Annotated in this window: 18 protein-coding genes, 1 tRNA gene and 1 other RNA gene; 13 read left to right on the forward strand and 7 right to left on the reverse strand. The window is 61.8% G+C overall.

Annotated elements, in window-relative coordinates:
- Positions 1-2: 2 nt before the first annotated feature.
- Genes CFAEC_RS00945 through CFAEC_RS00955 form a run of 3 tightly spaced genes read left to right on the forward strand, consistent with a single transcriptional unit; the run spans position 3 to position 4,507 of the window.
- A complete protein-coding gene (locus tag CFAEC_RS00945) occupies positions 3-2,411 on the forward strand; it encodes an MMPL family transporter (RefSeq protein ID WP_290277954.1) in 2,409 nt (802 codons plus the stop codon).
- 11 nt (positions 2,412-2,422) lie between these two features.
- A complete protein-coding gene (tgt, locus tag CFAEC_RS00950; protein ID WP_435384246.1) occupies positions 2,423-3,688 on the forward strand; it encodes a tRNA guanosine(34) transglycosylase Tgt in 1,266 nt (421 codons plus the stop codon).
- Positions 3,689-3,733: 45 nt separating this feature from the next.
- Positions 3,734-4,507 (forward strand): thioesterase family protein, encoded by a 774-nt coding sequence (locus CFAEC_RS00955; protein WP_290277959.1) that lies wholly within the window; start codon positions 3,734-3,736, stop codon positions 4,505-4,507.
- On the opposite strand, the gene CFAEC_RS00960 is transcribed toward CFAEC_RS00955, so the two are convergent.
- Positions 4,504-5,277 carry a queuosine precursor transporter gene (locus CFAEC_RS00960; RefSeq protein ID WP_290277961.1) on the reverse strand — a complete coding sequence of 258 codons (774 nt, stop codon included), beginning with the start codon at positions 5,275-5,277 and terminating at the stop codon, positions 4,504-4,506. The genes CFAEC_RS00955 and CFAEC_RS00960 overlap by 4 nt on opposite strands.
- A 151-nt stretch (positions 5,278-5,428) precedes the next feature.
- Here CFAEC_RS00960 and CFAEC_RS00965 point away from each other — a divergent pair, with 151 nt between their 5' ends.
- The 4 genes from CFAEC_RS00965 to CFAEC_RS00980 all read left to right on the forward strand — a co-directional run bounded on the left by CFAEC_RS00965 (position 5,429) and on the right by CFAEC_RS00980 (position 10,496).
- Positions 5,429-6,526, forward strand: a complete 1,098-nt coding sequence (locus CFAEC_RS00965) for a DUF1611 domain-containing protein (protein ID WP_290279770.1) — start codon at positions 5,429-5,431, stop codon at positions 6,524-6,526.
- A 1-nt stretch (position 6,527) separates the two neighbouring features.
- Positions 6,528-7,994 carry an ABC transporter transmembrane domain-containing protein gene (locus CFAEC_RS00970; protein ID WP_290277963.1) on the forward strand — a complete coding sequence of 489 codons (1,467 nt, stop codon included), beginning with the start codon at positions 6,528-6,530 and terminating at the stop codon, positions 7,992-7,994.
- Positions 7,995-7,997: 3 nt separating this feature from the next.
- Positions 7,998-8,900, forward strand: coding sequence for a tRNA glutamyl-Q(34) synthetase GluQRS (gene gluQRS, locus CFAEC_RS00975; RefSeq protein ID WP_290277966.1), 903 nt, complete (start codon positions 7,998-8,000; stop codon positions 8,898-8,900).
- A 255-nt stretch (positions 8,901-9,155) separates the two neighbouring features.
- Positions 9,156-10,496: a hemolysin family protein gene (locus CFAEC_RS00980; protein WP_290277967.1), complete on the forward strand. Its 1,341-nt coding sequence runs from the start codon at positions 9,156-9,158 to the stop codon at positions 10,494-10,496.
- Positions 10,497-10,522: 26 nt separating this feature from the next.
- Here CFAEC_RS00980 and CFAEC_RS00985 read toward each other — a convergent pair whose 3' ends face one another.
- Both CFAEC_RS00985 and CFAEC_RS00990 read right to left on the reverse strand, forming a co-directional pair.
- Positions 10,523-11,359 carry an SDR family NAD(P)-dependent oxidoreductase gene (locus CFAEC_RS00985; RefSeq protein ID WP_290277970.1) on the reverse strand — a complete coding sequence of 279 codons (837 nt, stop codon included), beginning with the start codon at positions 11,357-11,359 and terminating at the stop codon, positions 10,523-10,525.
- Between the two features lie 100 nt (positions 11,360-11,459).
- Positions 11,460-11,544: transfer RNA gene (locus CFAEC_RS00990), tRNA-Ser, on the reverse strand.
- 138 nt (positions 11,545-11,682) lie between these two features.
- On the opposite strand from CFAEC_RS00990, the gene ffs reads away from it, so the two are divergent.
- The 6 genes from ffs to CFAEC_RS01020 all read left to right on the forward strand — a co-directional run bounded on the left by ffs (position 11,683) and on the right by CFAEC_RS01020 (position 17,473).
- An RNA gene (gene ffs, locus CFAEC_RS00995) (signal recognition particle sRNA small type) lies at positions 11,683-11,779 on the forward strand.
- Between the two features lie 123 nt (positions 11,780-11,902).
- Positions 11,903-13,183: an aspartate aminotransferase type Ic gene (locus tag CFAEC_RS01000; protein WP_290277973.1), complete on the forward strand. Its 1,281-nt coding sequence runs from the start codon at positions 11,903-11,905 to the stop codon at positions 13,181-13,183.
- Positions 13,184-13,849: a suppressor of fused domain protein gene (locus CFAEC_RS01005; protein WP_290277975.1), complete on the forward strand. Its 666-nt coding sequence runs from the start codon at positions 13,184-13,186 to the stop codon at positions 13,847-13,849.
- Between the two features lie 18 nt (positions 13,850-13,867).
- Positions 13,868-16,276, forward strand: a complete 2,409-nt coding sequence (locus CFAEC_RS01010; RefSeq protein WP_290277977.1) for a DNA polymerase III subunit gamma and tau — start codon at positions 13,868-13,870, stop codon at positions 16,274-16,276.
- Positions 16,277-16,371: 95 nt separating this feature from the next.
- Entirely contained in the window at positions 16,372-16,695 is a 324-nt protein-coding gene (locus tag CFAEC_RS01015) for a YbaB/EbfC family nucleoid-associated protein (protein ID WP_290277980.1), read from the forward strand.
- 121 nt (positions 16,696-16,816) lie between these two features.
- Positions 16,817-17,473: a recombination mediator RecR gene (locus tag CFAEC_RS01020; protein ID WP_290277982.1), complete on the forward strand. Its 657-nt coding sequence runs from the start codon at positions 16,817-16,819 to the stop codon at positions 17,471-17,473.
- Between the two features lie 406 nt (positions 17,474-17,879).
- On the opposite strand, the gene CFAEC_RS01025 is transcribed toward CFAEC_RS01020, so the two are convergent.
- The 4 genes from CFAEC_RS01025 to leuA all read right to left on the reverse strand — a co-directional run bounded on the left by CFAEC_RS01025 (position 17,880) and on the right by leuA (position 23,060).
- On the reverse strand, positions 17,880-18,632 hold the full coding sequence (locus tag CFAEC_RS01025) for a type 1 glutamine amidotransferase (RefSeq protein ID WP_290277985.1): 753 nt from the start codon (positions 18,630-18,632) through the stop codon (positions 17,880-17,882).
- The gene (locus tag CFAEC_RS01030; protein WP_290277988.1) at positions 18,632-19,903 is read right to left on the reverse strand and encodes a Mur ligase family protein; all 1,272 of its coding nucleotides are present in this window, start codon (positions 19,901-19,903) and stop codon (positions 18,632-18,634) included. Before CFAEC_RS01030 ends, CFAEC_RS01025 begins: the two co-directional genes overlap by 1 nt.
- Before the next feature lie 37 nt (positions 19,904-19,940).
- Positions 19,941-21,086, reverse strand: coding sequence for a DNA polymerase III subunit epsilon (locus tag CFAEC_RS01035; RefSeq protein WP_290277989.1), 1,146 nt, complete (start codon positions 21,084-21,086; stop codon positions 19,941-19,943).
- A gap of 132 nt (positions 21,087-21,218) precedes the next feature.
- Complete coding sequence (leuA, locus tag CFAEC_RS01040; protein ID WP_290277991.1) at positions 21,219-23,060, reverse strand: 2-isopropylmalate synthase; 1,842 nt, start codon at positions 23,058-23,060, stop codon at positions 21,219-21,221.
- Between the last annotated feature and the right edge of the window lie 273 nt (positions 23,061-23,333).

Raw genomic sequence — 23,333 nt, forward strand, 5'->3', positions numbered from 1 at the left:
CGGTGGCAAAGCTGCTCTTCAGGTTGGGCCGATGGTCCTATAACCGCAAGTGGATCGTGATTTCTGCCTGGTTACTCATCCTGGCCATCGTCGCGGGACTCGCGCTTTCACTGCAGCGTGGATTTACCGATACCTTCACCATTGATAACACTCCCTCCATCGATGCCACCGAGTCATTGGTGGAGAACTTCCCGGATCAGCCGAACCCGGTCACAGCCGCAGGTATCAATGTGGTCTTCCAGGCACCGGAGGGCATGACGCTGGAACACCCCGAGATGATGTTGGCGGTGGATTCCGTCGTTGAGACCCTGGAGGCCAACCTCGGTGATGAGATGACCGGAACTGACCGTTTCGGTAACCCGGCAGTGGTGTCGCCGGCCCTGGAGCAGCAGATCGTGGAGCAGATGACCGGCATGGGGCTGCCGGAGGAATCGGCCATCGAGGACGCCGCCAATCTCCGGATGCTCAGCGATGACGCCACCATCGGCTACACCACCTTCAACGTGGATGTGCCGGGCCCGGAGTATGTCACCTCCGAGCACCGTGATGCCATCAATGATGCCCTGGATAAGGGCCGTGACCTGGGCGTCCGCGTTGAGGCCGGTGGCGCGGGATTCGGTGATCCGATCCAGATTGAAACCACCAGTGAGATCATCGGCATCGGTATCGCCTTCCTTGTTCTTATCTTCACCTTCGGATCCCTCGTGGCTGCCGGTCTGCCGTTGATCACCGCGGTGATCGGCGTCGGCATCGGTGCGCTTTCCATTGTCCTGGCCACCACTTTCATGGATTTGAATAACATCACCCCGGTGTTGGCCGTGATGATCGGTCTGGCGGTGGGTATCGATTACGCCCTGTTCATCCTGTCCCGTTACCGCGCCGAATATAAACGGATGCCCCGTGCCGAGGCCGCCGGTATGGCGGTGGGCACCGCTGGTTCCGCCGTGGTGTTCGCCGGCGCCACTGTGATCATCGCGCTGGTTGCACTCGCAATCGCTGATATCGGCTTCCTCACCGTCATGGGTATCTCCGCCGCGTTCACCGTCTTGATGGCGGTGCTCATCGCGATCACCTTCATCCCGGCGCTGCTGGGTGTGCTGGGTGGTCGTGCGTTCAAGGGCAAGATCCCCGGGATCGCGGGCAACCCGACGCCGAAACAGACCTGGGAACAGGCGCTGAGCCGTCGTTCGAAGGGACGCACCTGGGTGACCTTTGTGCAGAAGGTTCCCGGTCTGGTGGTGGCCGTGGTGGTTCTGGGCCTGGGAGCCCTGTCCATTCCGGTCATCAACCTTGAGCTGGCGCTGCCCTCGGATTCCACGTCTAATATCGACACCACCCAACGCCAGTCCGCGGAGCTCATGGCGGAGGGCTTCGGGGCAGGTGTGAATGCGCCATTCCTGGTGGTGGTGGATGCGAATGAGGTCAACGCCGATGCGCTTGCATTGCAACCGCTCATCAGCGTCCAGGACACCGGTGAGCCCGGCTTTGACCGCGAGGCGGCCGCCCGCTTTGCGACGTTCCTGTACGTCACCCAGACCTATGATTCCAACCTGGATGTCAAGAACGCCCAGATCATCGGTGTGAACAATGACAGCACCGCAGCCCAGGTTCTGGTGACCCCCTTCACGGGACCTGCTGATCCCGCCACCACTGATCTGCTCCATGTCCTGCGCACCCAGGAAACCCAGATGGAGGACGCCACCGGGGTGGAACTGGGCACCACGGGACTCACCGCGGTGCAGCAGGACATCACCGAACAGCTGGAGGGGGCCATGCCTTTGTACCTGGCTGTGGTGGTGGGTCTGGCGATCTTCCTGCTGATACTGGTGTTCCGCTCAATCATGGTTCCGTTGGTCGCGGGACTCGGCTTCCTCCTGTCCGTCGGCGCGGCCTTCGGCGTAACTGTGCTGTTCTGGCAGGAGGGACTGTGGGATATCGTCAACACCCCGGGCCCGTTGATCTCCTTCATGCCGATCTTCCTCATCGGTGTCACCTTCGGCCTCGCCATGGACTACCAGGTCTTCCTGGTCACCCGCATGCGCGAGCACTACTCCCACCATGACGGCAAGGGGATCGCAGGGTCTAAGTACAGCCCGGTGGATCAATCGGTCATTGAGGGTTATACGCAGGGTTCCCGTGTGGTCACCGCCGCGGCGTTGATCATGATCGCGGTCTTCGCGGCGTTCATCGATCAGCCCCTGCCCTTCATCAAGGTCTTCGGCTTCGCGCTGGGTGTGGGCGTGTTCTTCGATGCCTTCTTTGTCCGCATGGGTCTGGTTCCCGCCTCCATGTTCCTCATGGGCCGGGCCACCTGGTGGATGCCCCGCTGGTTGGACAGAATCCTGCCCAGTCTTGACGTGGAGGGTTCCGCCCTGGAAAAGGAATGGGAGCGCAGCCAGGTCAGGCAGTAGAGTGGTCAACCATGTCTGCGGAAAAACCTGATCTCTCGTTCACGCTCCACACCAAGCTTGACGACGACACTCCCGGCAAGCACGGTCGCACCGGAACCATCCATACCCCCCACGGCGACATCAGAACCCCGGCTTTCATCCCGGTGGCCACCAAGGCGACCGTGAAAACCCTGACCCCGGAGCAGATCCGTGAAACCGGTGCACAGGCCATCCTGTCCAACGCGTACCACCTGTATCTGCAGCCGGGCTCCGATATCGTCGATGAAGCAGGGGGCGTCTCAACATTCGAGAACTGGCACGGTCCCACCTATACCGACTCCGGTGGATTCCAGGTGATGAGTCTGGGTTCCGGGTTCAAGAAGGTGCTGGCGATGGACACCGCCAACCTCACCCGTGAGGACATCAAGGCCGCGAAGAAGGAACGCATGGCCCATGTGGATGAGGACGGCGTTGATTTCAAGTCCTTCATCGACGGCTCCAAGCACCGCTTCACCCCGGAAGTCAGCATGCAGATCCAGCACCAGCTGGGTGCCGATATCATCTTCGCCTTCGATGAACTCACCACGCTCATCGACACCTATGACTACCAGGTTGAATCCGTTGAGCGCACCCGTCGTTGGGCACAGAGGTGTCTGCTGGAACATGAACGTCTGACACAGGAGCGCGTCGATAAGCCTCTGCAGTCGCTCTGGGGCGTCGTGCAGGGCGCCCAATATGAAGATCTGCGCAGAAATGCTGTCCACGGTCTGCTGGAGCTCGACCGCCGCGCGGTCGACGAGGGCCGTCGCGGTTTCGGCGGTTTCGGTATCGGCGGTGCTCTGGAGAAGGAGAACCTGGGCACCATCGTGGGCTGGGTCTGTGATGAACTGCCCGATGAAAAGCCTCGTCATCTCCTGGGGATTTCCGAGCCGGATGACCTCTTCGTGGCGGTTGAGGCAGGTGCGGACACCTTCGACTGCGTCGCACCGACCCGCTTGGGGCGACGAGGTGGCGTGTACACCCTGGATGGGCGCCTCAACCTGGTCAGCTCCCGCTTCAAGCGTGACTTCCGCCCCATTGATGAAGAGGTGGGCGGTTATGTCAGCCAGAACTACACCCGCGCCTATATCCAGCACCTGCTCAAGGCGAAGGAATTCCTGGCCGGGACCCTGTGCACCATGCACAACCTTCACTTCATGATCAAGCTTGTCGACGACATCCGTGCCTCCATCGACAATGGCACCTACTACGAGTTCAAGGAAGAATTCCTGGGAAGGTACTACGCCAACAAGAAATAGAGTCGGTGCACGGCTGGCACAACAGGAAAAGTATCCTGTAAATCCATGAGCGCTGATTCCTATTTCCTCCGCACCGGCCCCACCACCTTCCAACCCACCCCCCTGACTGAAGGTGCCTGGTCCCGGGAGGATTATCACTTCAGTGCGCTGGCTGGCCTGATGGTCCATGTCCTGGAAGAAAACCGCGGGAAAAGCCCCCTGCAGTTGGCGCAGCTCTCCTTCGATATCCTGGGCCGCCTGCCTTTTGCTGAGGTGGATATCAGGGTTGAGGTTCTACGTCCGGGGCGGACCATTGAACTGGTGGAGGCGGTGGCCACCATCGCGGGCAGAAGCGCGATCAGGGTGCGTGCCTGGTATCTGCTGGCCACTGATACGGAAGCAGAAGCCGGAACCCCCGCCACACCTCTCAAGGCACCGCAGGACTGCCCACCCCGGGACATCACCACGATATGGGGCGGTGGCTTCATGGAACAGTTGGAGGCCCGCGAGGCTGTTCCGGCAACCATTGGCCGGGGAGCCACCTGGCTCACCTCACCCACCAGTCTGGTTGCAGATGAGCCACAGATTCCGGTGGCCCAGTACTGCGCCTTGATTGATGTGTCCAATGGGATGGCGGTGCGTCAGGAGCCAGGGAAGTGGGCTTTCCCGAATGTGGATCTGACCGTGCATTTCTTCCGCCAGCCGGAAGGGGAGTGGGTGGGTATGGATACCAGCGTGGACTGGGGAGCCACCGGCATGGGCATCACCAGCACAGTGCTCCATGACATCCACGGGCCGGTGGGACGTGCGCTGCAGAGCGTGACACTCCGAAAGCTTTAAACGCCTGCGCCATAACCTTCCCGGCGCTTAACCCAGCCGATGACCAGGTAGGTCAGGGGCAGCATGACGATCTCAATGAGGGTCTTCCACAGGAAACCCACCAGGACGTAGTTGAAGAAATCAGAGCCGGTGGTGATGCCGATGACCGGTGCTGCGATCGCACAGAAGAGCAGGGTATCGCCCAGTTCACCGACCACGGTGGAACCGAGAAGACGCGCCCACAGGGATTTCTCACCCGTGCGTTTCTTGATGGCCACCAGCACATAGGCGTTGAGCAGCTGGCCCACCATATAACCGGCCAATGATGCCAATACGATCTGGGGCACCAGGCCCAGTGTGGCCTCGAAGGATTCCTGTCCCTCCCAGAAACTGGCAGCAGGCAACCAGATGGCGATATAGAAGGAGATGACGGCCACGATGGTGACCACGAAACCAGTGATGATGGCACGGCGGGTGGGACGCAGGCCGTAGCATTCAGCCAGCACATCACCGAGGATATAGGCGGCGGGGAAGAGGAAGAAGGCACCATCGGTGATCAGTGGTCCCAGTTCCACACCCTTGGATGCAGTTATGTTGGAAATCAGGAAGATTGCGGTGAACAGGGCCACAAGCACGGGGTACATGCTGGCCTGTAACGGAATGAACTGAGCTTTGCCGGACGCGGTGGCACTTGTAGTAGTACCGGCCACGCCCTGCCCAGACGTTGATGTGGTGTTGTCATTTTTCACGTTCACCACCTTAAACCCGCCGGTGGCACAGAGAGAATTCATAGATGAAAAATCTTTCATGATTGTTTCATGGTGGTTTCATCGGCCCGGATTTAACTAGGTGGTGTCAGCAAGGAAGACACCCTCCCGCCGAAAGGTTTGCACCATGACCACCACCCTGGATTTCACCACCTTCCATCCCCAGATCTCAACCATGGTTCCCGAGAAGCTCCCCGCAATCGCCGCCACCGGGCCGCGCCGGGAGGCACCACTGCCAGCGCGCATCCAGGCCAGCTACACCGCCCGCTTTGTTGCTTCCGCCGTTGCGCAGCACCCACAGGATTTCCACCTGATCGCTGGCGGGGACCTCACCCCGGCCCCTGGTGATGTGGTGATCGCACGCATCAGCCACATCAGTAACCACAAGCGCGTGGAAACCCCGGCGTCCCGCAAGGCAGTGCTTTTCGACGGCGCCCTGGTCATGCTCGCCTATGGACACCGCTATGCAGCCGATCAGTTCCTGGCCCATGTTCCCGACAACCTGGACCACTGCCACCTGGTAGCTGCCGGAGGCATCGCCGGGGTGGTCACCGAACTGCATGACCGCATGGAAGAACCCACCGAGATCGAACCACTCGGCCTGCTGGCCACAACTGATGGGGTGGTCAATGTCCGTGACTTCGCAGCCTTCGACAACCCCCTGGCTGTGGCGGCCCCAAAGCAGCGCCCCAAGGTCATCGCCGTGCTGGGCACCTCCATGAACTCGGGCAAATCCACCACCCTGGCCTGCCTGGTCAACGGTCTCACCGCAGCCGGACAACAGGTTGCGGCAGGTAAGATCACCGGCACCGGTGCCGGAAATGACCGCATGCTCTATCACGATGCCGGCGCACACCGCGTGGTGGACTTCACCGATTTCGGATACCCCACCACTTTCAAGATGAACTTTGCTGAAATCCGCGCACTCACCGTCAACATGATCAACACCCTGTCTGCCGGTTCCGACACCGTCATCGTGGAGATCGCCGATGGCATCTACCAGGGTGAAACCGCCCGCCTGCTCCGCGATGAACTTTTCCAGGAGTGCGTGGACTCCGTGGTCTTCTCCGCCGTGGACGCACTCGGTGCCAAGGCCGGTGCGGAGGAACTGATCAAGGCCGGCCTGAAGGTCTCAGCCGCCGCCGGTGTCATGACAGCCTCCCCACTGGCCACCGCTGAAGCTGCTGGAGTACTGGAGTCACTGGGGGTACCGGTGATCTCCACCTTCGCACTGACGGAACCTGAGGTGGCCACCGGGGTTGTGGAGTTCTAAAATGCCACCGATCTGGTCCGGCCGCCGCCGCATCCTCCTGATAGAACTGGCCCTTCTCGGAAGCCTGCAGGCCATCGTGGCGATCATCATGTCACTGACCGTCATGCGCATCCTGGAAGGTGCCACAGGACTGAGCATCCTCCTCATCGCCACGGTGCTCGCCATCGGTGGTGCCCGCTGGGTGGAGCGGGTGATCTCCGAAGACCTGGGCCAGGACTATGTGCACCAGATACGCGCCGGGCTGGTCACTGCAGCACTTACCCCGGGGAACACCTCCTCCCTGGGAGTGACTGTCACCCGGGCCAGCAATGACCTCAGTGCGGTTCGCAACTGGATTGCCCTGGGAATCGTGCCCCTGGTCACCGGCATTCCACTGATCAGTGTGGTGGTGGCGGTGCTCTTCCTCCAGGACTGGCGCACCGGTCTGGCCGTGTCAGCACCGATCCTGGGGTGTGTGGCCCTGCTACCAATGCTGGCCCGCTGGACCTTGAAATGTGCCCGCGAATTACGCCGGCGCCGCGGACGGATGGCAGCCAGAATCGCTGATTCCGTTATGGCCGGGGAGTCCGTACGTGCTGCAGGAGCCATCCACCGTGAAATCAACGCAGTATCGCGGGATTCAGAAAAAGTGGTCAACAGTGCGGTGCAACGGGCCTGGGCCACCGGATTAACCAGGGCGGTGATGGTGACGGGGGCGTCGATAAGCACCGTTGCCGTGGTGCTCTCCGGGCACCTCGACGCGCAGCAGGTGGCCGGCACCATGATGCTGCTCGGCGTGCTCACCACACCCATCGGCGATCTGGGACGCGTGGTGGAATACCGACAAAATCACCGCGCCGCCACCCGCATCCTGGTGCCACAGCTCCAGCAGGCCACGGACTTCATGGCATGGGACGCCGGGTTGGTCCCGGGGCAAGCAGCGGGAAGCGGGGTGATCATCGGGGAACTCCATGCAGAAGCAGGCGAGCATATCCATCTCACCACTGACTCCCCGCATGCCGCCCGCACCCTGATCGCCCAGCTCATCGACGGTGGTGAGGTTTCTATCAACGGCCAGTGGCTCGCCGACCTTCCCCTGAAAGAACGCCGCAACCTCATCGGCGTGGCCTCCGCCCACCACCACCTGGAACGTGGATCCATAAGCCGACTCGCCAGCTACCGCGTACCGGATGCCTCCGACTATGAAATCCGCGGGGTACTTGAGCGCGTGGGGCTGCTGCCGGTGGTGGAAGCAGATGCCCGAGGGCTTAGCCGCCAACTCAAAAACGGTGGTGCACCCTGGAACACCCATGATGTGGAACGTCTTAAACTCGCCCGTGCCATCCTGCGCGAACCGCCACTGCTGATCATGGAAGACCTCAACCTGCCCGTGCCGGATAACTACCCCGGGGTGATCATCACAACCGGTGCTGCCGGAGCTGCGGCTGGTGCCGCGCGCACCTGGAACCCCGACGGCATTAATGTGTAATCCATGGCTGGAAGATATGCACCCTCACCAAGCGGCGACCTCCACTTCGGAAACCTGCGCACCGCCCTGCTCGCCTGGCTCTACGCCCGCCACGACGGTAAACGTTTCCTCATGCGCGTGGAAGATATCGACGAACAACGCTCCAGCATGGAATCCGCCCAGCGCCAGCTTGAGGATCTGGCCATGCTCGGGGTGGACTGGGATGGCGATATCCTCTACCAGTCCACCCGCTATGAGGCCTACCGCGCTGCGCTGGGGCAATTAGACACCTACGAATGTTATTGTTCCCGCCGCGACATCCAGGAAGCCTCCCGCGCACCCCACGCCACATCCGGAATGTACCCGGGCACCTGCCGCTCGCTGTCTGATTCTGAGCGGTCGACCCGCCGTGCTGAGCTGGCCGCCCAGAACCGTCACCCCGCCATCCGCCTGCGTGCTGAGGTGGACGGCTTCACCTTTAATGACCGCCTGCGCGGCACGGTAATTGGCGATGTGGATGATTTCATCCTGTTGCGCGGTGGCCAGGAACCCGGTTGGGCCTACAACCTCGCCGTGGTTGTCGATGATGCCTTCCAAAGCATTGACCAGGTGGTTCGCGGCGATGATCTTCTCGATTCCGCCGCCCGCCAGGCTTATCTTTTCCAGCTGCTTGATGCCCCAGTCCCGGAATACATCCACGTCCCACTCGTCCTCAACACCCGCGGCCAGCGCCTTGCCAAACGCGACGGCGCAGTGACGCTACGAGACATGCTTATCGACGCACCCCTCCCCACCGTGGTGAGCGCCCTTGCAAGTTCGCTGGGTTATACGGATATATCGACCCCGGGGGAGCTGCTCGAGGTCTTCGACCCGACCGCCCTGACCATGGAACCCTTTGTTTTCACTGACCTGACCTCGGATCACTGAGCCCCTCACGTCCGCCAGCACATGCTTCCATGGTCGCGTGTGCATAAGGGTACGAACTTTCTCGTCAGCGGGGCCTTCTGGGCGTCTAGTTTGTACGGTTTTGCCCGCCAGGCACCACCGCGGGCAATCCCGAACGGATTCCTTCAGGGAAAATTAGGATGGTGTCATGACTACCTCTTATGTTTCTGAACCGAGAGGGCACGGCGAGTTCGTATCTGCCGGAGCCTCGGAAGCGCAACGGGAACGGGTAGACCGATGAGCGTGGGTGTCAGTGCCGCATTGGTGGTGGTGTTCGTCCTGGTCGGTGGAGTTTTTGCTGCGACGGAGATGGCGCTGGTCAGTCTTCGTGAATCGCAGATCAGACGACTGGAGCGGAGCACAGGTGCGGGCAGGACTGTTGCTGGTCTGGCCAGGGACTCGGGGTTGTTCCTGTCGGCGGTTCAGATCGGGGTGACGTTCGCTGGATTCTTCTCGTCGGCATTCGGTGCGTCGACAATCGCACCGCAGCTGTCTCCGATTCTGCAGGGGTGGGGAGTGCCCGCGGAGACAGCCGGGGTGATCTCGTTGATTGTGCTGACGCTGATTGTGTCCTACCTGTCCCTGGTTCTCGGGGAGCTTGTTCCGAAACGTATCGCGATGCAGAAGGCAGAACGGGTATCGCTCATCGTCGCGCCGCCCCTCAATGTGTTTGCCTCGTTGATGCGGCCGGTGATCTGGTTGATCAATGGGTCGTCCAATCTGTTGCTGAAACTGCTTGGTTTTGATCCCAACGCGCGTACTGAGGAGATGACCCAGGAGGAGGTGAAGGAGATTGTCACCACCTATGAGGGTTTCGATCAGGGGGAGAGGGAGATCGTCGCGGATGTATTTGAGGCGAATGAACGGCTCGTCACGGAGATCATGCGCCACCGTTCGGATGTTGTGGCCTTTGAAGTGTCAGAGATCGTCGCGGATGTGGCGGAGGCTATCCGTAGCCAACCGTATTCCCGGTATCCGGTGTATGAGGAGACCATTGATGAGGTGATTGGTTTCATCCACGTCCGTGACCTGCTGGAAGTCGCGACCAGGGGAGAGGGGGACCTCCCGTTGGGTAAGATCCTCCGTTCCATCCAGTATTTCCCTGGGACTCTCCGTCTGCCTGCGGCGATGCGGCAGATGCGGGCCAGTGGCAACCACATTGCGATGGTGGTGGATGAATATGGCGGCACCGATGGCCTGATCACGCTGGAAGATCTACTGGAAGAATTCGTGGGTGAGATCTGGGATGAGTATGACCGCGATGAGCACCGGGCCGTGATGCAGCTTCATGATTCCAAGTTCATGGACGCCAGCACCAACCTGGAGGATTTCGCGGACACCTCCGGAATCCTGCTCCCGGAGGGACCATATGAGACTGTGGCAGGGTGGGTGATCATGGAGCTCAGCAGATTGGGCCGGGTGGGAGATGTGGTGGAGATCCCCTCGGATTACACCCTCGATGGTGAAGATGATGGTGGTGATATCCGCTATGAACTGGAGATCTCAGAGGTCAAAGGGAATAGAATCACCCGGGTGGAGTTGCGGAAGACCAACGATTCGGCCGATGAGGCCAGGTGAGAGGCCCCCGGGGTTCTACCTGTTTTCTAGTCTTTAGACCACTCCACACCCAGCTGCTCACCGAGGTCAGAGAACACGCGCCGGGCCACATCCAGGTCCTTCGCAATCGCCTTCTGCCTGCCGGGTCGCCGGCGGTCATCGTAGTAGCGTCCTGATTCCCAGTGGATGCCGGGCACGCCGGTGATGAAATAGGCCAGGTTGTCGCCACCGACGCCGGGGCGTGCGAAGAAATTCGCGATGGGGCTCTGGTACATCTTCCCCAACAACCCTGCGTCTTCCTGCCCGAAGTTCGTGGCGATCACACCGGGGTGGAAGGCCACCGTGTTCAGCCCGTCCCCCTGGAATCGTCGGTGGAGTTCTTTGGTCACAAAGATGTTGCCCAGTTTGGCGTTGCCATAGGCCCGGTCCGCGGTGAAGTCCTCAAAAGTATTGGGATCATCCACGTCAAAACGGGAGAACAGCGCTGAGGCCACGGAGGAGGTCGCCACCACGGAGGCCTTTGAGTCCAGCAGGACGGGCAGCAGCAGGTTGGTCAGCAGGTAGGGGGCAACCACATTGACCTGCCAGGACCTCTCGAACCCGTCGATGGTTGTCACCGGTCCTGGGAACACGCCACCGGCGTTGTTGGCCAGCACATCGATGCGGTCGAGTGCGGCGAGTTCGCCGGCCAGACGCCTGACCTGGGCGAGGTCGGCGAAGTCCGCTGTGTGCCATTCGGCACCCACCTGCTTTGCCACATTCTCTGTCTTCCCTGGATCCCGTCCGACTAGGACCAGTCGATCTTCAGGGCAGGCCTCATGGAGGATTTTGGTGGCGGATGCGCCGATGCCGTCTGATGCTCCTGTGATCACAATGGTTTTCATGTGGGCGAGTATAGGGAAAATCCCGTCGGCGGGAATTGCGCACCCCAGGATGAAAAAAAGATCAGCCCCTCACTGTGAAGTGAGGGGCTGATCTTGATTGCGGAGGATAGGGGATTTGAACCCCTGAGGGATTGCTCCCAACCCGCGTTCCAGGCGAGCGACATAGGCCGCTAGTCGAATCCTCCAGCAGAACTAGTTCAACACATGGTTGGTTCGTTCTGGGAATAGCGTACACAAAAGCGTTGACCCATGCCAAATCCGCAGCTCAAGGATCATATGTGGCCCTGGTTGGCGTTTTTCCCCAAGCGTCCGCTAGAGTTGGCATCAGGATCCCGTGCGGCGTTCATCTTGTGAACTCCCCCAGGGCAGGAATGCAGCAAGGGTCAGCGAGCTCTGACGGGTGCGCGGGATCCCCTTAAACGTCTAGAGTGGTGGCCCAAAGGCTACTGCTCTTTTTTTGTGGTCTTTTCCTGCAATCTGCACCGTGGGACAGCCCTTCGATCCGGCTGTTCCCCCTGCCACCACTCCCGGAGGTACACCGTCATGAGTTCCGTCCAGTTGCACGACTTTGATGCTGATCAGCTCGCCGCGTTTCGTGAAGACATCATGAAGGAGTTCAATGAGCTCAAGGCCAGGAATCTGAAGCTGGACCTGACCCGCGGTAAGCCGTCCTCTGAGCAGTTGGATTTCGCGGATGAGCTCCTGGCGTTGCCGGGCAAGGGTGATCATAAGGCTGCTGACGGCACCGATGTGCGTAACTATGGCGGACTGACCGGCATCCAGGATATCCGTCAGATCTGGGCGGACCTCATGGGTATTCCGGTTGAGCAGATTCTCGCCGGTGATGCTTCCAGCCTGAACATCATGTTCGATGTGATCAGCTGGTCTCATGCCTTCGGCAACAATGACTCCGAGCGGCCCTGGAAGGACGAGGAGACCATCAAGTGGATCTGCCCGGCTCCGGGCTATGACCGTCACTTTTCCATCTCTGAGCGTTTCGGTTTTGAGATGATAACCGTGCCCATGAACGAGGACGGCCCCGACGTGGACGCCATCCGTGAGCTGGTGAAGGATCCACAGGTCAAGGGCATGTGGGTCGTGCCGACGTTTTCCAACCCGACGGGGTACAGCGTGAGTGAGGGCGTCGCAAAGCAGCTTGCAGAGCTGCCGACCGCGGCGCCGGACTTCCGCATCGTCTGGGACAACGCCTACGCCGTGCACACGCTCACCGATGAATTCCCGGAGATCTTGGACATCGTCGCCATCGCCGAGGCGGCCGGCAACCCGAATCGTTTCTGGGCTTTCACCTCCACCTCCAAGATCACCTTGGCCGGCGCGGGTGTGTCTTTCTTCATCACCTCGGAAGCCAACCGCAACTGGTACACCGACATCGCCGGTATCCGCGGCATCGGCCCGAACAAGGTCAACCAGTTGGCCCACGCCCGCTATTTCGGCGATGCGGAAGGTGTGCGCGCGGTCATGCGCAAGCACGCCGGTTCCCTGGCGCCGAAGTTCGAGGCCGTCTTGAACATCCTGAACAACCGCCTCGGTGAGTACGGCGTGGCCACCTGGACTGTGCCCACCGGCGGTTATTTCATCTCTCTGGACGTGGTGGACGGCACCGCCTCCCGCGTGGTTGAGCTGGCCAAGGAAGCCGGGATCGCGCTGACCGGCGCGGGTTCCTCCTTCCCGCTGCGCCGGGATCCGAATAACCGCAATATCCGTCTTGCACCGTCGCTGCCTCCCGTGTCGGAGCTGGAGGTTGCCATGGACGGTGTGGCTACCTGTGTTCTGCTCGCCGCGGCGGAGCACTACGCCGCTTAAGTGAATATCCAGGAGACGTCCTACTGGGTGGACAGGCTGCTGCCCGGTGCGGCGCAGTTCCACCGGGTGGGGGACTTCACGGTCGCGGCGTTCGAGAACATCAACCCCGACAGTCCCGGTGAGGTCGCGGCCTGCACCGTCAACTTCGGGCGGGTGGACACGGGCCTGGTCACCGCGGCTGAGGCGGAGAGCGTCGAGGTCCGCAGCGAACTGCTCTGCCTGGCGCGCGCCTCGGTGGACGTGCCGGGCCGTGCGGTGGCGGCGGCCGCAACGATGCTTCACGACGCCTCCCTCACCTACCTCGAATCCCTTGCCACCTCCCCGGCGCAGGCAACGGAGATGACCCCGATGCATGCCCAACCCGGCCGGGTCTTGCCGGCAGTGGGCATCATGGCCAACCTCCCGCAGGAGGGGTACACCGTGAAACACGGCATTCTCGCTGATCCGCGCATCTGGGGCCCCGAGATCCCCTATGTGCGGGAAGAGGCCGGTGAGGTTAACCTCGAGCCCGGCGAGGAGGCCTCCGGGCTTGCACGTCTGACGTTGCCTCTCCAGTTGATTCTGCTCACCGATGAGGAATTCGCGGTGGCAGTCCAACAGGGCGGTGATGTTCTCTTCCAGCAGATGGCTGAGCAGCAGGTGGATCTCCTGGATCTCCATAGGTAGGACGGTAGGCTGAGACGCGTGGCTTTGTATCGTAAGTATCGACCGGCAAGTTTCGACGAGGTAGTAGGGCAGGAGCACGTCACCGACCCACTCTCCGTGGCATTGGATAGCGGACGTATCAATCACGCCTACCTGTTCTCAGGCCCGCGCGGTTGTGGAAAGACCTCCTCGGCGCGCATCCTTGCCCGCTCCCTGAACTGTGCCCAGGGGCCCACCTCCACGCCGTGTGGTGTCTGTAACTCCTGTGTATCCCTGGCACCGGGTGGTCCGGGCAACCTGGATGTCACCGAGCTGGACGCCGCCAGCCACAACGGTGTGGATGATATGCGTGAGCTGCGGGAGAAGGCCCATTACGCCCCGGCGGAGTCCCGCTACCGTGTCTTCATCATTGATGAGGCGCACATGATCACCCCGCAGGGTTTCAACGCGATGCTCAAAATCGTGGAGGAGCCCCCGGCGCACCTCATCTTCATCTTCGCCACCACCGAACCTGAAAAAGTCATCGGCACGATCCGCTCACGCACCCACCATTACCCGTTCCGCCTGCTCACGCCCGGCGCCATGCGCGGACTCCTGGAGCGCACCTGCCAGGCAGAGGGCGTCCACGTCGACGACGCCGTATTCCCACTGGTCATCCGCGCAGGCGGCGGCAGCCCCCGCGACAGCCTCTCCCTCCTGGACCAGCTGCTCGCCGGCGCCGGCCCCGATGGCTTGAGCTACGAGCGCGCCCTCCCCCTGCTGGGGGTCACCGATTTTACGCTTATCGACGCCGCCATCACCTCCCTCGCCACCAATGACAAAGCGGGCATGTTCTCCACCATCGATCATGTCATAGAGGCTGGACACGATCCCCGTCGTTTCGCCACCGACCTCCTCGACCGCCTCCGTGACCTCATGGTTATCCAGGCCGTCCCCGAAGCCCTCAACCTCGGACTGGTGGATGCCCCCACCGACCGCACCCAGGTCCTCACCGAGCAGGCAGCGATGTTCAACGGCAATGAGCTGGCCACACTCGCTTCGATGGTGAACTCCGGGCTTGATGATCTCCGCGGTGCCACCTCACCCCGTCTTCTTCTGGAGATCCTCTGCGTCCGCCTGCTTCTCTCCCGGGGCCAGGCCGCCCAGGTCATCGCAACAGCCCCCGATGAGGTCGCACCTTCAGCACCCTCTTACTCAGGACCGGGTGGTGCTGCCGCGGCGGCCCGTGCGAAGGCGCTGGCGGCGTCGCAAAGCTATGGTCAGCGCCCGGAAGCCAAGAAGCCGGAACCTGTGGCGCCTGCGCCTGCACCTGCCTCTGCTCCGGCGCCGGACAGGACCCCGGCACCAGCCCCGACTCCGGAGCCAACACCGGCGCCCCGCGTTGAACCGGCCCCGGAACCCAAACCAGTGCCAACACCGGCGCCCCGCGTTGAACCGGCCCCGGAACCCAAACCAGTGCCAACACCGGCGCCCCAGGTTGAGCCGGCTCCTGTTCCGGAACCGACACCGACACCAGCTCCGGACGAGGATCTTCTATCCGTGATCCGCAACAAGTGGGCGAGCCTGCGTGCGTTGGTGGGCAAGGAAAATATTCGAACTGAGATCATGCTCACCGAGGCAAAGGTGCTGGGTATCCGTGAGCAGACGCTGGTGCTCGGTCACAGCACGGGCGCACTGGCGAATCGTCTCAACGCCCCGGATCATAATGAAGTGATTGTGTCGTTACTGAAGAAGGAGCTGGGTAGTCAGCTGGCGGTCGAATGCATCGTGGGTACAGACCCAGCGGCCGCCGGTTTCACCGCGAAACCAACATCGGATAAACCAACGTGGAATCCGACGAAGCCAGCCGTCCCGGCAGCACCGGTGCAGCAGCCGGTGGCCGCGGAATCAGATGACCCAGAGGAGCCCGAGAGTCCGGCCCGGGACACTGGGGGATGGGGTAAGCCGGTCAACATCGGCAGTGACCGGCCGGTGCCGGTGGCCCCGGACCCCCCGGCGCCAGCGCCGACCCCGGTTGCCCCTATGCCTCGACCCGAATCGACATCCAAGCCATCCTGGCGGGAAATAGCGGAGCAGGCGGCAGCGAATGCTTCGGCCCAACGCCAGGCACAGCAGGGAACCAGCGCACCCTTCAACGGTGGTGTGCCCCTGCCACCTGAGCCAGAGGACTTCCCACCTCCGCCCGCGGCTGACCCTTATGATTACCAGGCCGATGAGGGGATCCCGCAGCGCAACCAGGAGACGCGGCCCGCCCCGCCTGCACCGGCACCCCAACAAGCAGCGCAACCTGTGCAGGAAGCGCAAGGGGCTGGGGGGTGGTCGTCGAGAAGCGAAGAGGAAGAGATGATGCGCGAGGCCGCCAACGAACCGGGTGAGATGGACCGTCGTGATGCCAAGGCGATCGCGATGGAACTGCTCGCGTCCGAGCTCGGGGCGAAGCCTCTGTAAGCCGAGAGCGAACCTGCGGATTTTCGGACGCGGGTTCGCGGGCGCGTCGGTAGACTCGTGCGCAAACGGATTACAAATTCTTCAGGAAGGTCAAAATGACTCAGCCAGATATGTCCCAGATCCTCGCCCAGGCCCAGGAAATGCAGGCGAAACTGCAGGAAGCACAGCAGGAGATCCTGGCTTCCTCAGTTATCGGTGACGCCGCAAACGGCCTGGTCACCGTGACCATGTCCGGCTCCGGTGAAGTCACCGCGGTCAACATTGATCCAAAGGTTGTCGACCCGGAAGACGTGGAGACCCTTCAGGACCTGGTTCAGGGTGCATTCCTTGACGCGCACAAGAAGGTCGCTGATCTCGCACAGGAGAAGATGGGCCCACTGTCCCAGGGCTTCGGCGGCGACATGGGTAGCCTCTTCTAGTTTTTGAATTTCTCCTGGGCCGGGTGGGGAAGCGCTACAGTGCGCTTCCGTACCCGGCCCTTCCATGTGCGATACTTGGCTAGTTCAACGCATTTTGTTTATAGATAGGTGAATCACGACCGTGTTTGAAGGCCCTCTTCAGGATCTCATCGATGAACTTTCCCGACTCCCTGGCGTCGGCCCGAAGAGTGCCCAGCGCATCGCGTTCCACCTGCTCTCCGTGGATCCCGATGATATTTCCCGGCTGCAGGGCGCCTTGGGTGCTGTGCGCGACGGCGTTCGCTTCTGCCGGATCTGCTGCAATATCTCCCGTGATGAGGTCTGCCGCATCTGCAACGACTCCGGCCGCGATCGTGGTCTGATCTGCGTGGTTGAGGAACCGAAGGATATCCAGGTCATTGAACGCACCGGCGAATTCAGTGGTCGTTACCATGTGCTTGGCGGCGCGCTCGATCCACTCGCGAACGTGGGCCCGCGTGAACTGAATATCTCCACCCTGCTCCAGCGCATCGGCGGGGTTCTGGACGACCGTGAGCTTGCCGACTCCACTGCCGACGTCCCCCTCTTTGATGATAAACCCCAGGTCCACGAGGTTATTCTGGCCACAGACCCCAACACCGAAGGCGAAGCGACAGCGGCTTACCTCGGGCGCCTGCTGAAGGATTTTCCTGACCTGGTGGTGTCCCGCCTGGCCTCCGGCATGCCATTGGGCGGCGACCTCGAATTTGTCGACGAGTTGACCCTGTCCCGTGCCCTGAGTGGGCGACTCCAGATCTAAACTCAGACGCTCTTGTCGCGTCGGCGCCCTTCCACACCCTTTGAGAGGGAGGAAGGGCGCTGTTCTATTGGTGGCGGGCAAAAGGGTACGAGTTAGGGCCTGGGGAGGCCCCGCTGGCGGGGAAGTTCGTACGGTTGTGCACAGCAAACCTGGAAACGAGGGCGTCGCGGGCAAAAGGGTACGAGTTAGGGCCTGGCCAAGCCCCGCCAGCGAGATAATCCGTACGGTTGTGCACAGCAAACCTGGAAACGAGGGCGTGGCGGGCAAAAGGGTACGAGTTAGGGCCTGGCCAAGCCCCGCCAGCGAGATAATCCGTACGGTTGTGCACAGCAAACCAAGAAAACCGGAAGAGCCACAGCTCCCGAAAGAATGGGGGCAGTGGCTCGAGCCGGAAGGAAACTGGAGATTAGGCCAGGCGTTCAGCGCGGAGGCGGTCGACCACATCGATGTCCACAGGCGCCAGTTCCGCGAGGGATGTGCCCATCGCCTTCGCCAGCAACAGGTCAGCGAGCTGGGGGTTCCGGGCGAGGGCGGGGCCGTGCATATAGGTGGCGATGACACTGCCCTGGACTGCGCCTTCGGCGTGCTGCTGTCGTTCGTTGTCGATCACGTCGGAGGCGCCCCAGGTGTCGCAGTTGCCTTCGCCACGCAGCACACGGCCCAGGGGTTCGGCATCGCGGCCGAGGAGGGTGGCGCCCATGTGGTTTTCGAAGCCGGTGAGGGGTTCGGTGAGGTCGGAGGTGATGCCGGCGCGGGTGGGGGTGGAGACGACTTCACCGATGGCGCGTTTTTGGAGGGAGACGGTGGTGGCGTCGATAAGCCCGAGGCCGTCGACGATGCGACCGGCAGCGCGGAAGGAATCGCCGAGCACCTGCATGCCGGCGCACACGGCGAAGATGGGGCGACCCGCACCGGCGGCAACAGCCAGGCCACCGTCCTTGGCCAGGTGTTCCACGGCCAGGATCTGGGCGGTGTCCTCGCCGCCGCCGAGGCAGTAGATGTCCAGGCCGGAGGGGACGGCATCATCGAGGGTGATGCGCTTTACCTCCACGTCGAGGCCGCGCATGAGGGCACGCCGCTGGAGGACCAGGGCGTTGCCGTCGTCGCCGTAGGTTCCCAGAACATCGGGGAGGATCAGGCCGATCGTTAAGGTACTCATCAGTTGTTGATCTCCTTGTCCAGTGCCCTCTTGAGGTCGCGGAAGGCGGTGTAGTTGGCCAGTACTTCGACGCGGCCGGGTGGGCAGGCGCGGATGGCGGCGAGGGGTTCGCGGTGTAAATCATGGTCGATGTCGGCGTAGGTGAGTCGGACAGCCAGGTCGGTGCCGCGCTCGCCGGAGGCCATGACTGCCAGGCCGGAGAAGTCTTCGAAGCGGACGTCCCAGAGCCAGGAGAGGTCTTCGCCGTCGGCAACCTGGCCGTTGACGGCGATGACCAGGCCGTCGGCGGTGCGGTCGACCATGGCGAGGGCTTCCTGCCAGCCGGCTGGGTTTTTGGCCAGCAGGAGGTGGACTTCGTGGTCGCCGTAGGTGATGGTGGAGTAGCGCCCTGCCACGTTGTCCACGCTGTTCACCGCGTCAACGGCTTCGTGCAGGTCCACGCCGTAGACGGTGGCGGCGCAGATGGCCTGGGCGGCGTTGCCGCGGTTGGCCTGGCCCGGGAGGTTGAGGTCGAGGTTCACGTCGCCGTCGGGCGTGCGCACCGTGTTACCGTCGACCGCCCAGGAGGGGGTGGGGCGTTCGAACGTGCGGCCGTCGAGAAGCTCTTTGGTGGCGCGCCAGTGGTTGCCTTCATAGACGATGCGGCTTTCGGTGCGCGGGCAGGAGACGGCGTCGCCCTGCCAGCCGCTGCCGGCGGCGACCCAGATGACGTTGGGGGCGTCGAAGGCGACGGAGGTGACCAGTACGTCATCGCAGTTGGCCACCACGATCATGTCGGGGTTGGAGCGTACGGCGTCGCGGAGGACACGTTCGATTTTATTGATCTCACCGACGCGGTCCAGCTGGTCGCGGGAGAGGTTGAGCAGCACCAGGCAGGACGGCTCGAGGCGCTCGATGGCGGAGGGGACGTGGAGCTCATCGACCTCAAGGACCACGTGGGAGGCGTCGCGCCCCGCCAGCAGCGCGGAGATGATGCCGGCGTCCATGTTGTCGCCGCCCTCATTGGTGGCGATGCTGAACTGATCACGCATCGCCGCAGCCAACATGCGGGTGGTGGTGGATTTGCCGTTGGTGCCGGTCACCAGCACCACGGGACGCTCATCGGCGAGCGTGCCCATGATCTCCGGGTCGACCGCACCTGCCACCAGGCCACCGATCATGCCACCAGACCCACGGCCGGTCACCCGCGAGGCGGTGGTGGCGAGATAGGCGGCGGTGGTGGCCGCACGGGTTCGTAGACGGCGCAGGGCATCGGGCAGTCGAGGCTTCATGGGATATGAGTCTAGTGAATACTCAAGGCAACGTGACTTAACCCCGCTTGACGACGCCTCCCGCCACACCCTGCGGCGCGGTTGTGCCCTCCCGCACGCGCTCGACGGCGCGGAGGAACGCCACATCGGAGAGCAGCGGGATATTCTTGCGCTGTGCGTGCATGGCCTTGCCATCCACATTGCGTGTCTGATTACACACCACCACCGAGGTCTGGCGGGTCAGTTTCTCTGAGTAGCTGAGGCCTGAATCCACCACAGCCTGGATGATCACATCGGGATCCATCTCGATCTGAGGTGCTACGACCACCTCCATGCCCGCGACCAGAGAGGTGCCGGGTTGGTAGGTGCCGGGGTTGACCAGCGTCGGGGTGGTGTCCTGTGCCTGAACCCGGATATGGGAGCGCTGCAGGCCGAACCTGTCCGCCTTCAGATCATTCGGGACCCGGGTGGCCAGCTCCCCGCGTTCGCGCAGCGTGGTGTACATCTCGGCCACCAGCAGCGTATCTTCCCGCGACAAAGTTTCATGGGGCATCTGCGCCCGTTCGATGGACGCTGTGGCCGGTGGGGTATCGATACCGAGGGTGTGGGCGACTCCGCGGATCCGGATATCATCCAGCTCCACGCCCTGACGACGCGCAGACGCCAGGGTATCCACGATCAGGACCGGCCTGGGCAGATGACCCACACGCTGGCGGCGTCGACCACGCCCCCCGCGTCGGTTGCCGCGGTTATTGCTCCGGTTGGCGCGTGCCGCGTCAGTCATGGCGCGCTTAGATTCTGACACTATGAAACCCCAGGCGCGGGTCGCGTTATGGAGGATCAGGGTGCGGCCGTCAATCAACCGGTCCAGGCTCTTGAGGATCTGGGAGAACTTCTTGGCTGAGGCGAATTCCTCCTCAGTCACCCCGTGGAGATGGAACGGGCCGGGGTTGGTGCCGGGATTGAGTACCGCATGGAAGGTCTCCACGGGCTCATTGGCGGCGGTGAGGGTGACAGCATCAATGGTGATCATCCGAGAGGTGGAGGGATGGATGCCACTGCTCTGTATCGTGACCGACACAAACGGGGCTTCGGCGATCGCCTCTTGGCGGGCACGCTCATGCGCCTCGCGTCGAGCCTGCTCCTCAGGTGACCTCGACTGCTGCTCCGGAGAGGTCTCGGGGTCTAGTGCAGGTTGGTTCATTCGTCTCATCCTAGTCTGTGGGCGCTGCAATCCCGGGTAGCGGATGCCGGGCACCTGAAACTTGAGAAAATCCCGGTGAATCCATGATCTGGATTCACCGGGATATATCAGTGCAGGACGGCAGGGAGGTGGTTACACCAGGACCTGCTGGTGTTTGATGTCCAGTGCACGGTTGACCGCAGAGGTCACGGCCTTCAGGGAGGCATAGGTGATGGAACCTGCGATACCCACACCCCAGACCATGCGACCATTGACCTCAGCCAGAACATAGGCAGCGGCCTCCGCGTCATCACCGGAGGTGCGGGCATGCTGGCTGTACTCCTGGATCTCAACGTCGATGTTGAGGGACTCCAGGGCGTTGGCATAGGCGGCCAATGGACCATTTCCGCGCCCACTGACGGTCTTGTTCTCACCCTCGACCACCAGTTCCGCGGTGATGGTGGCATCATCGTTTTCGGTCTGGGCGTTCTCCACACGCAGGGCGATCTGCTCAACCGGTGCGCTGCGGTCCAGGTACTCGGTGGCGAAGATATCCCACATGCTCTTGGAGTTGACCTCCCCACCTTCGGCGTCGGTGACATTTTGAACCACACCGGAGAACTCCACCTGCATGGAACGAGGCATCTTCAGACCGTGATCGGTCTTCATGATGTAGGCAACGCCACCCTTGCCGGACTGGGAGTTGACGCGGATGACAGCTTCATAATCACGGCCGACGTCCTTCGGATCGATCGGCAGGTAGGGAACCTCCCATTCGGTGCCACGCAGTTCCTCCCACGGCACCTCGGTGGAGGAGGCACCGGGGTGGACCTTGGCCGCCAGGGCATCGAGGCCCTTGTTGATGGCATCCTGGTGAGACCCGGAGAAAGCGGTGAAGACCAGGTCGCCTCCATAGGGGTGGCGCTCAGGAACACGCAGCTGGTTGCAGTATTCCACCGTGCGGCGGATCTGCTTGATATCGGAGAAGTCCAGCTGAGGATCAACACCCTGGGTCAGCATATTCAGAGCCAGGGTGACCAGGCAGACATTGCCGGTGCGCTCACCGTTGCCGAAGAGGCAGCCCTCGATGCGGTCAGCGCCGGCCATATAACCCAGCTCAGCTGCTGCGACACCGGTGCCACGGTCATTGTGGGGATGCAGGGACAGGATGATGGATTCGCGGTTGTTCAGGTTGCGGTGCATCCACTCGATGGAGTCGGCGTAGACGTTCGGGGTGATCATCTCCACGGTGGCGGGCAGGTTGATGATCATCGGGTTCTCCGGGGTTGGCTGCATCACGGCCACGACGGCATCCACAACCTCCTTGGCGTACTCAACCTCGGTGCCGGTGAAGGACTCCGGGGAGTACTGCCAGCGCCAGTTGGTGTCAGGGTAATCCTTGGCGATGGTCTGGATCAGCTCAGCCGCGTCGGTGGCCAGGGTCTTGACCTGTTCCTTATCCATGCGGAATACGACATCACGCTGCAGGATGGAGGTGGAGTTGTAGAAGTGCACGATGACATTCTTCGCGCCCTCACATGCCTCGAAGGTGCGACGGATCAGGTGCTCACGTGCCTGCACCAGAACCTGGATGGTGACATCATCCGGGATCATGTCCTTTTCAATGATTTCGCGGACGAAGTCGAAGTCAGTCTGGGAGGCAGACGGGAAGCCCACCTCAATCTCCTTGAAGCCCATCTGGACCAGCAGCTCGAACATGCGGCGCTTGCGGTCTGGTGACATGGGATCGATCAGTGCCTGGTTGCCGTCACGCAGATCCACGGCACACCACTGCGGAGCTTCGGTGATCTTCTTGTCCGGCCACGTGCGATCGGGCAGGGAGATGTCCTCCACCTCCACCTCGAAGGGCAGGTAACGCTTCACCGGCATTGATGAGTTGCGCTGCTTGTTCCATGTCGGCTGACCGGGGTTGCGGTCTCCATCAGGAGTGTGGATTTCAGAGGGGGCGGAAATGAAAGCGTCATTGGGAGACATTTTTAGTACTCATCCTTCGTGGAAGTTGTGCGCAAGTTGTCTGTAGTAGAACCTTAGCGCTGTTGCGGTAACGACCGGCAACACAAACTCCGCGACGGGGTGCCGGCCGTTTAAGACCTCTGGAACCCGCCGCGGCGAAGAAGAAGGAGGCTTCGCTCACGTGATGAGAACATGCCTTGGAGTATAACCCACGCTTAATTTTCCGTCAGCAAATGGTGAATCCCGCTGGGGTGGCGTTCCTTTGCTGGATGAGTGCTTGTGGGGATGCGTGAG

The organism is Corynebacterium faecale (assembly GCF_030408735.1).
Classification (GTDB): Bacteria; Actinomycetota; Actinomycetes; order Mycobacteriales; family Mycobacteriaceae; genus Corynebacterium; species Corynebacterium faecale.

Coding starts and splice junctions, on each gene's coding strand:
- CFAEC_RS00980 (WP_290277967.1), top strand. CDS start 9,156: ATGAGCGTGGGTGTCAGTGCCGCATTGGTGGTGGTGTTCGTCCTGGTC.
- CFAEC_RS01035 (WP_290277989.1), bottom strand. CDS start 21,086: ATGAACCAACCTGCACTAGACCCCGAGACCTCTCCGGAGCAGCAGTCG.
- CFAEC_RS00955 (WP_290277959.1), top strand. CDS start 3,734: ATGAGCGCTGATTCCTATTTCCTCCGCACCGGCCCCACCACCTTCCAA.
- CFAEC_RS01015 (WP_290277980.1), top strand. CDS start 16,372: ATGACTCAGCCAGATATGTCCCAGATCCTCGCCCAGGCCCAGGAAATG.
- CFAEC_RS00985 (WP_290277970.1), bottom strand. CDS start 11,359: ATGAAAACCATTGTGATCACAGGAGCATCAGACGGCATCGGCGCATCC.
- leuA (WP_290277991.1), bottom strand. CDS start 23,060: ATGTCTCCCAATGACGCTTTCATTTCCGCCCCCTCTGAAATCCACACT.
- CFAEC_RS00965 (WP_290279770.1), top strand. CDS start 5,429: ATGGTTCCCGAGAAGCTCCCCGCAATCGCCGCCACCGGGCCGCGCCGG.
- tgt (WP_435384246.1), top strand. CDS start 2,423: ATGTCTGCGGAAAAACCTGATCTCTCGTTCACGCTCCACACCAAGCTT.
- CFAEC_RS01025 (WP_290277985.1), bottom strand. CDS start 18,632: ATGAGTACCTTAACGATCGGCCTGATCCTCCCCGATGTTCTGGGAACC.
- CFAEC_RS01030 (WP_290277988.1), bottom strand. CDS start 19,903: ATGAAGCCTCGACTGCCCGATGCCCTGCGCCGTCTACGAACCCGTGCG.
- CFAEC_RS00970 (WP_290277963.1), top strand. CDS start 6,528: ATGCCACCGATCTGGTCCGGCCGCCGCCGCATCCTCCTGATAGAACTG.
- CFAEC_RS00960 (WP_290277961.1), bottom strand. CDS start 5,277: ATGAATTCTCTCTGTGCCACCGGCGGGTTTAAGGTGGTGAACGTGAAA.
- CFAEC_RS01000 (WP_290277973.1), top strand. CDS start 11,903: ATGAGTTCCGTCCAGTTGCACGACTTTGATGCTGATCAGCTCGCCGCG.
- gluQRS (WP_290277966.1), top strand. CDS start 7,998: ATGGCTGGAAGATATGCACCCTCACCAAGCGGCGACCTCCACTTCGGA.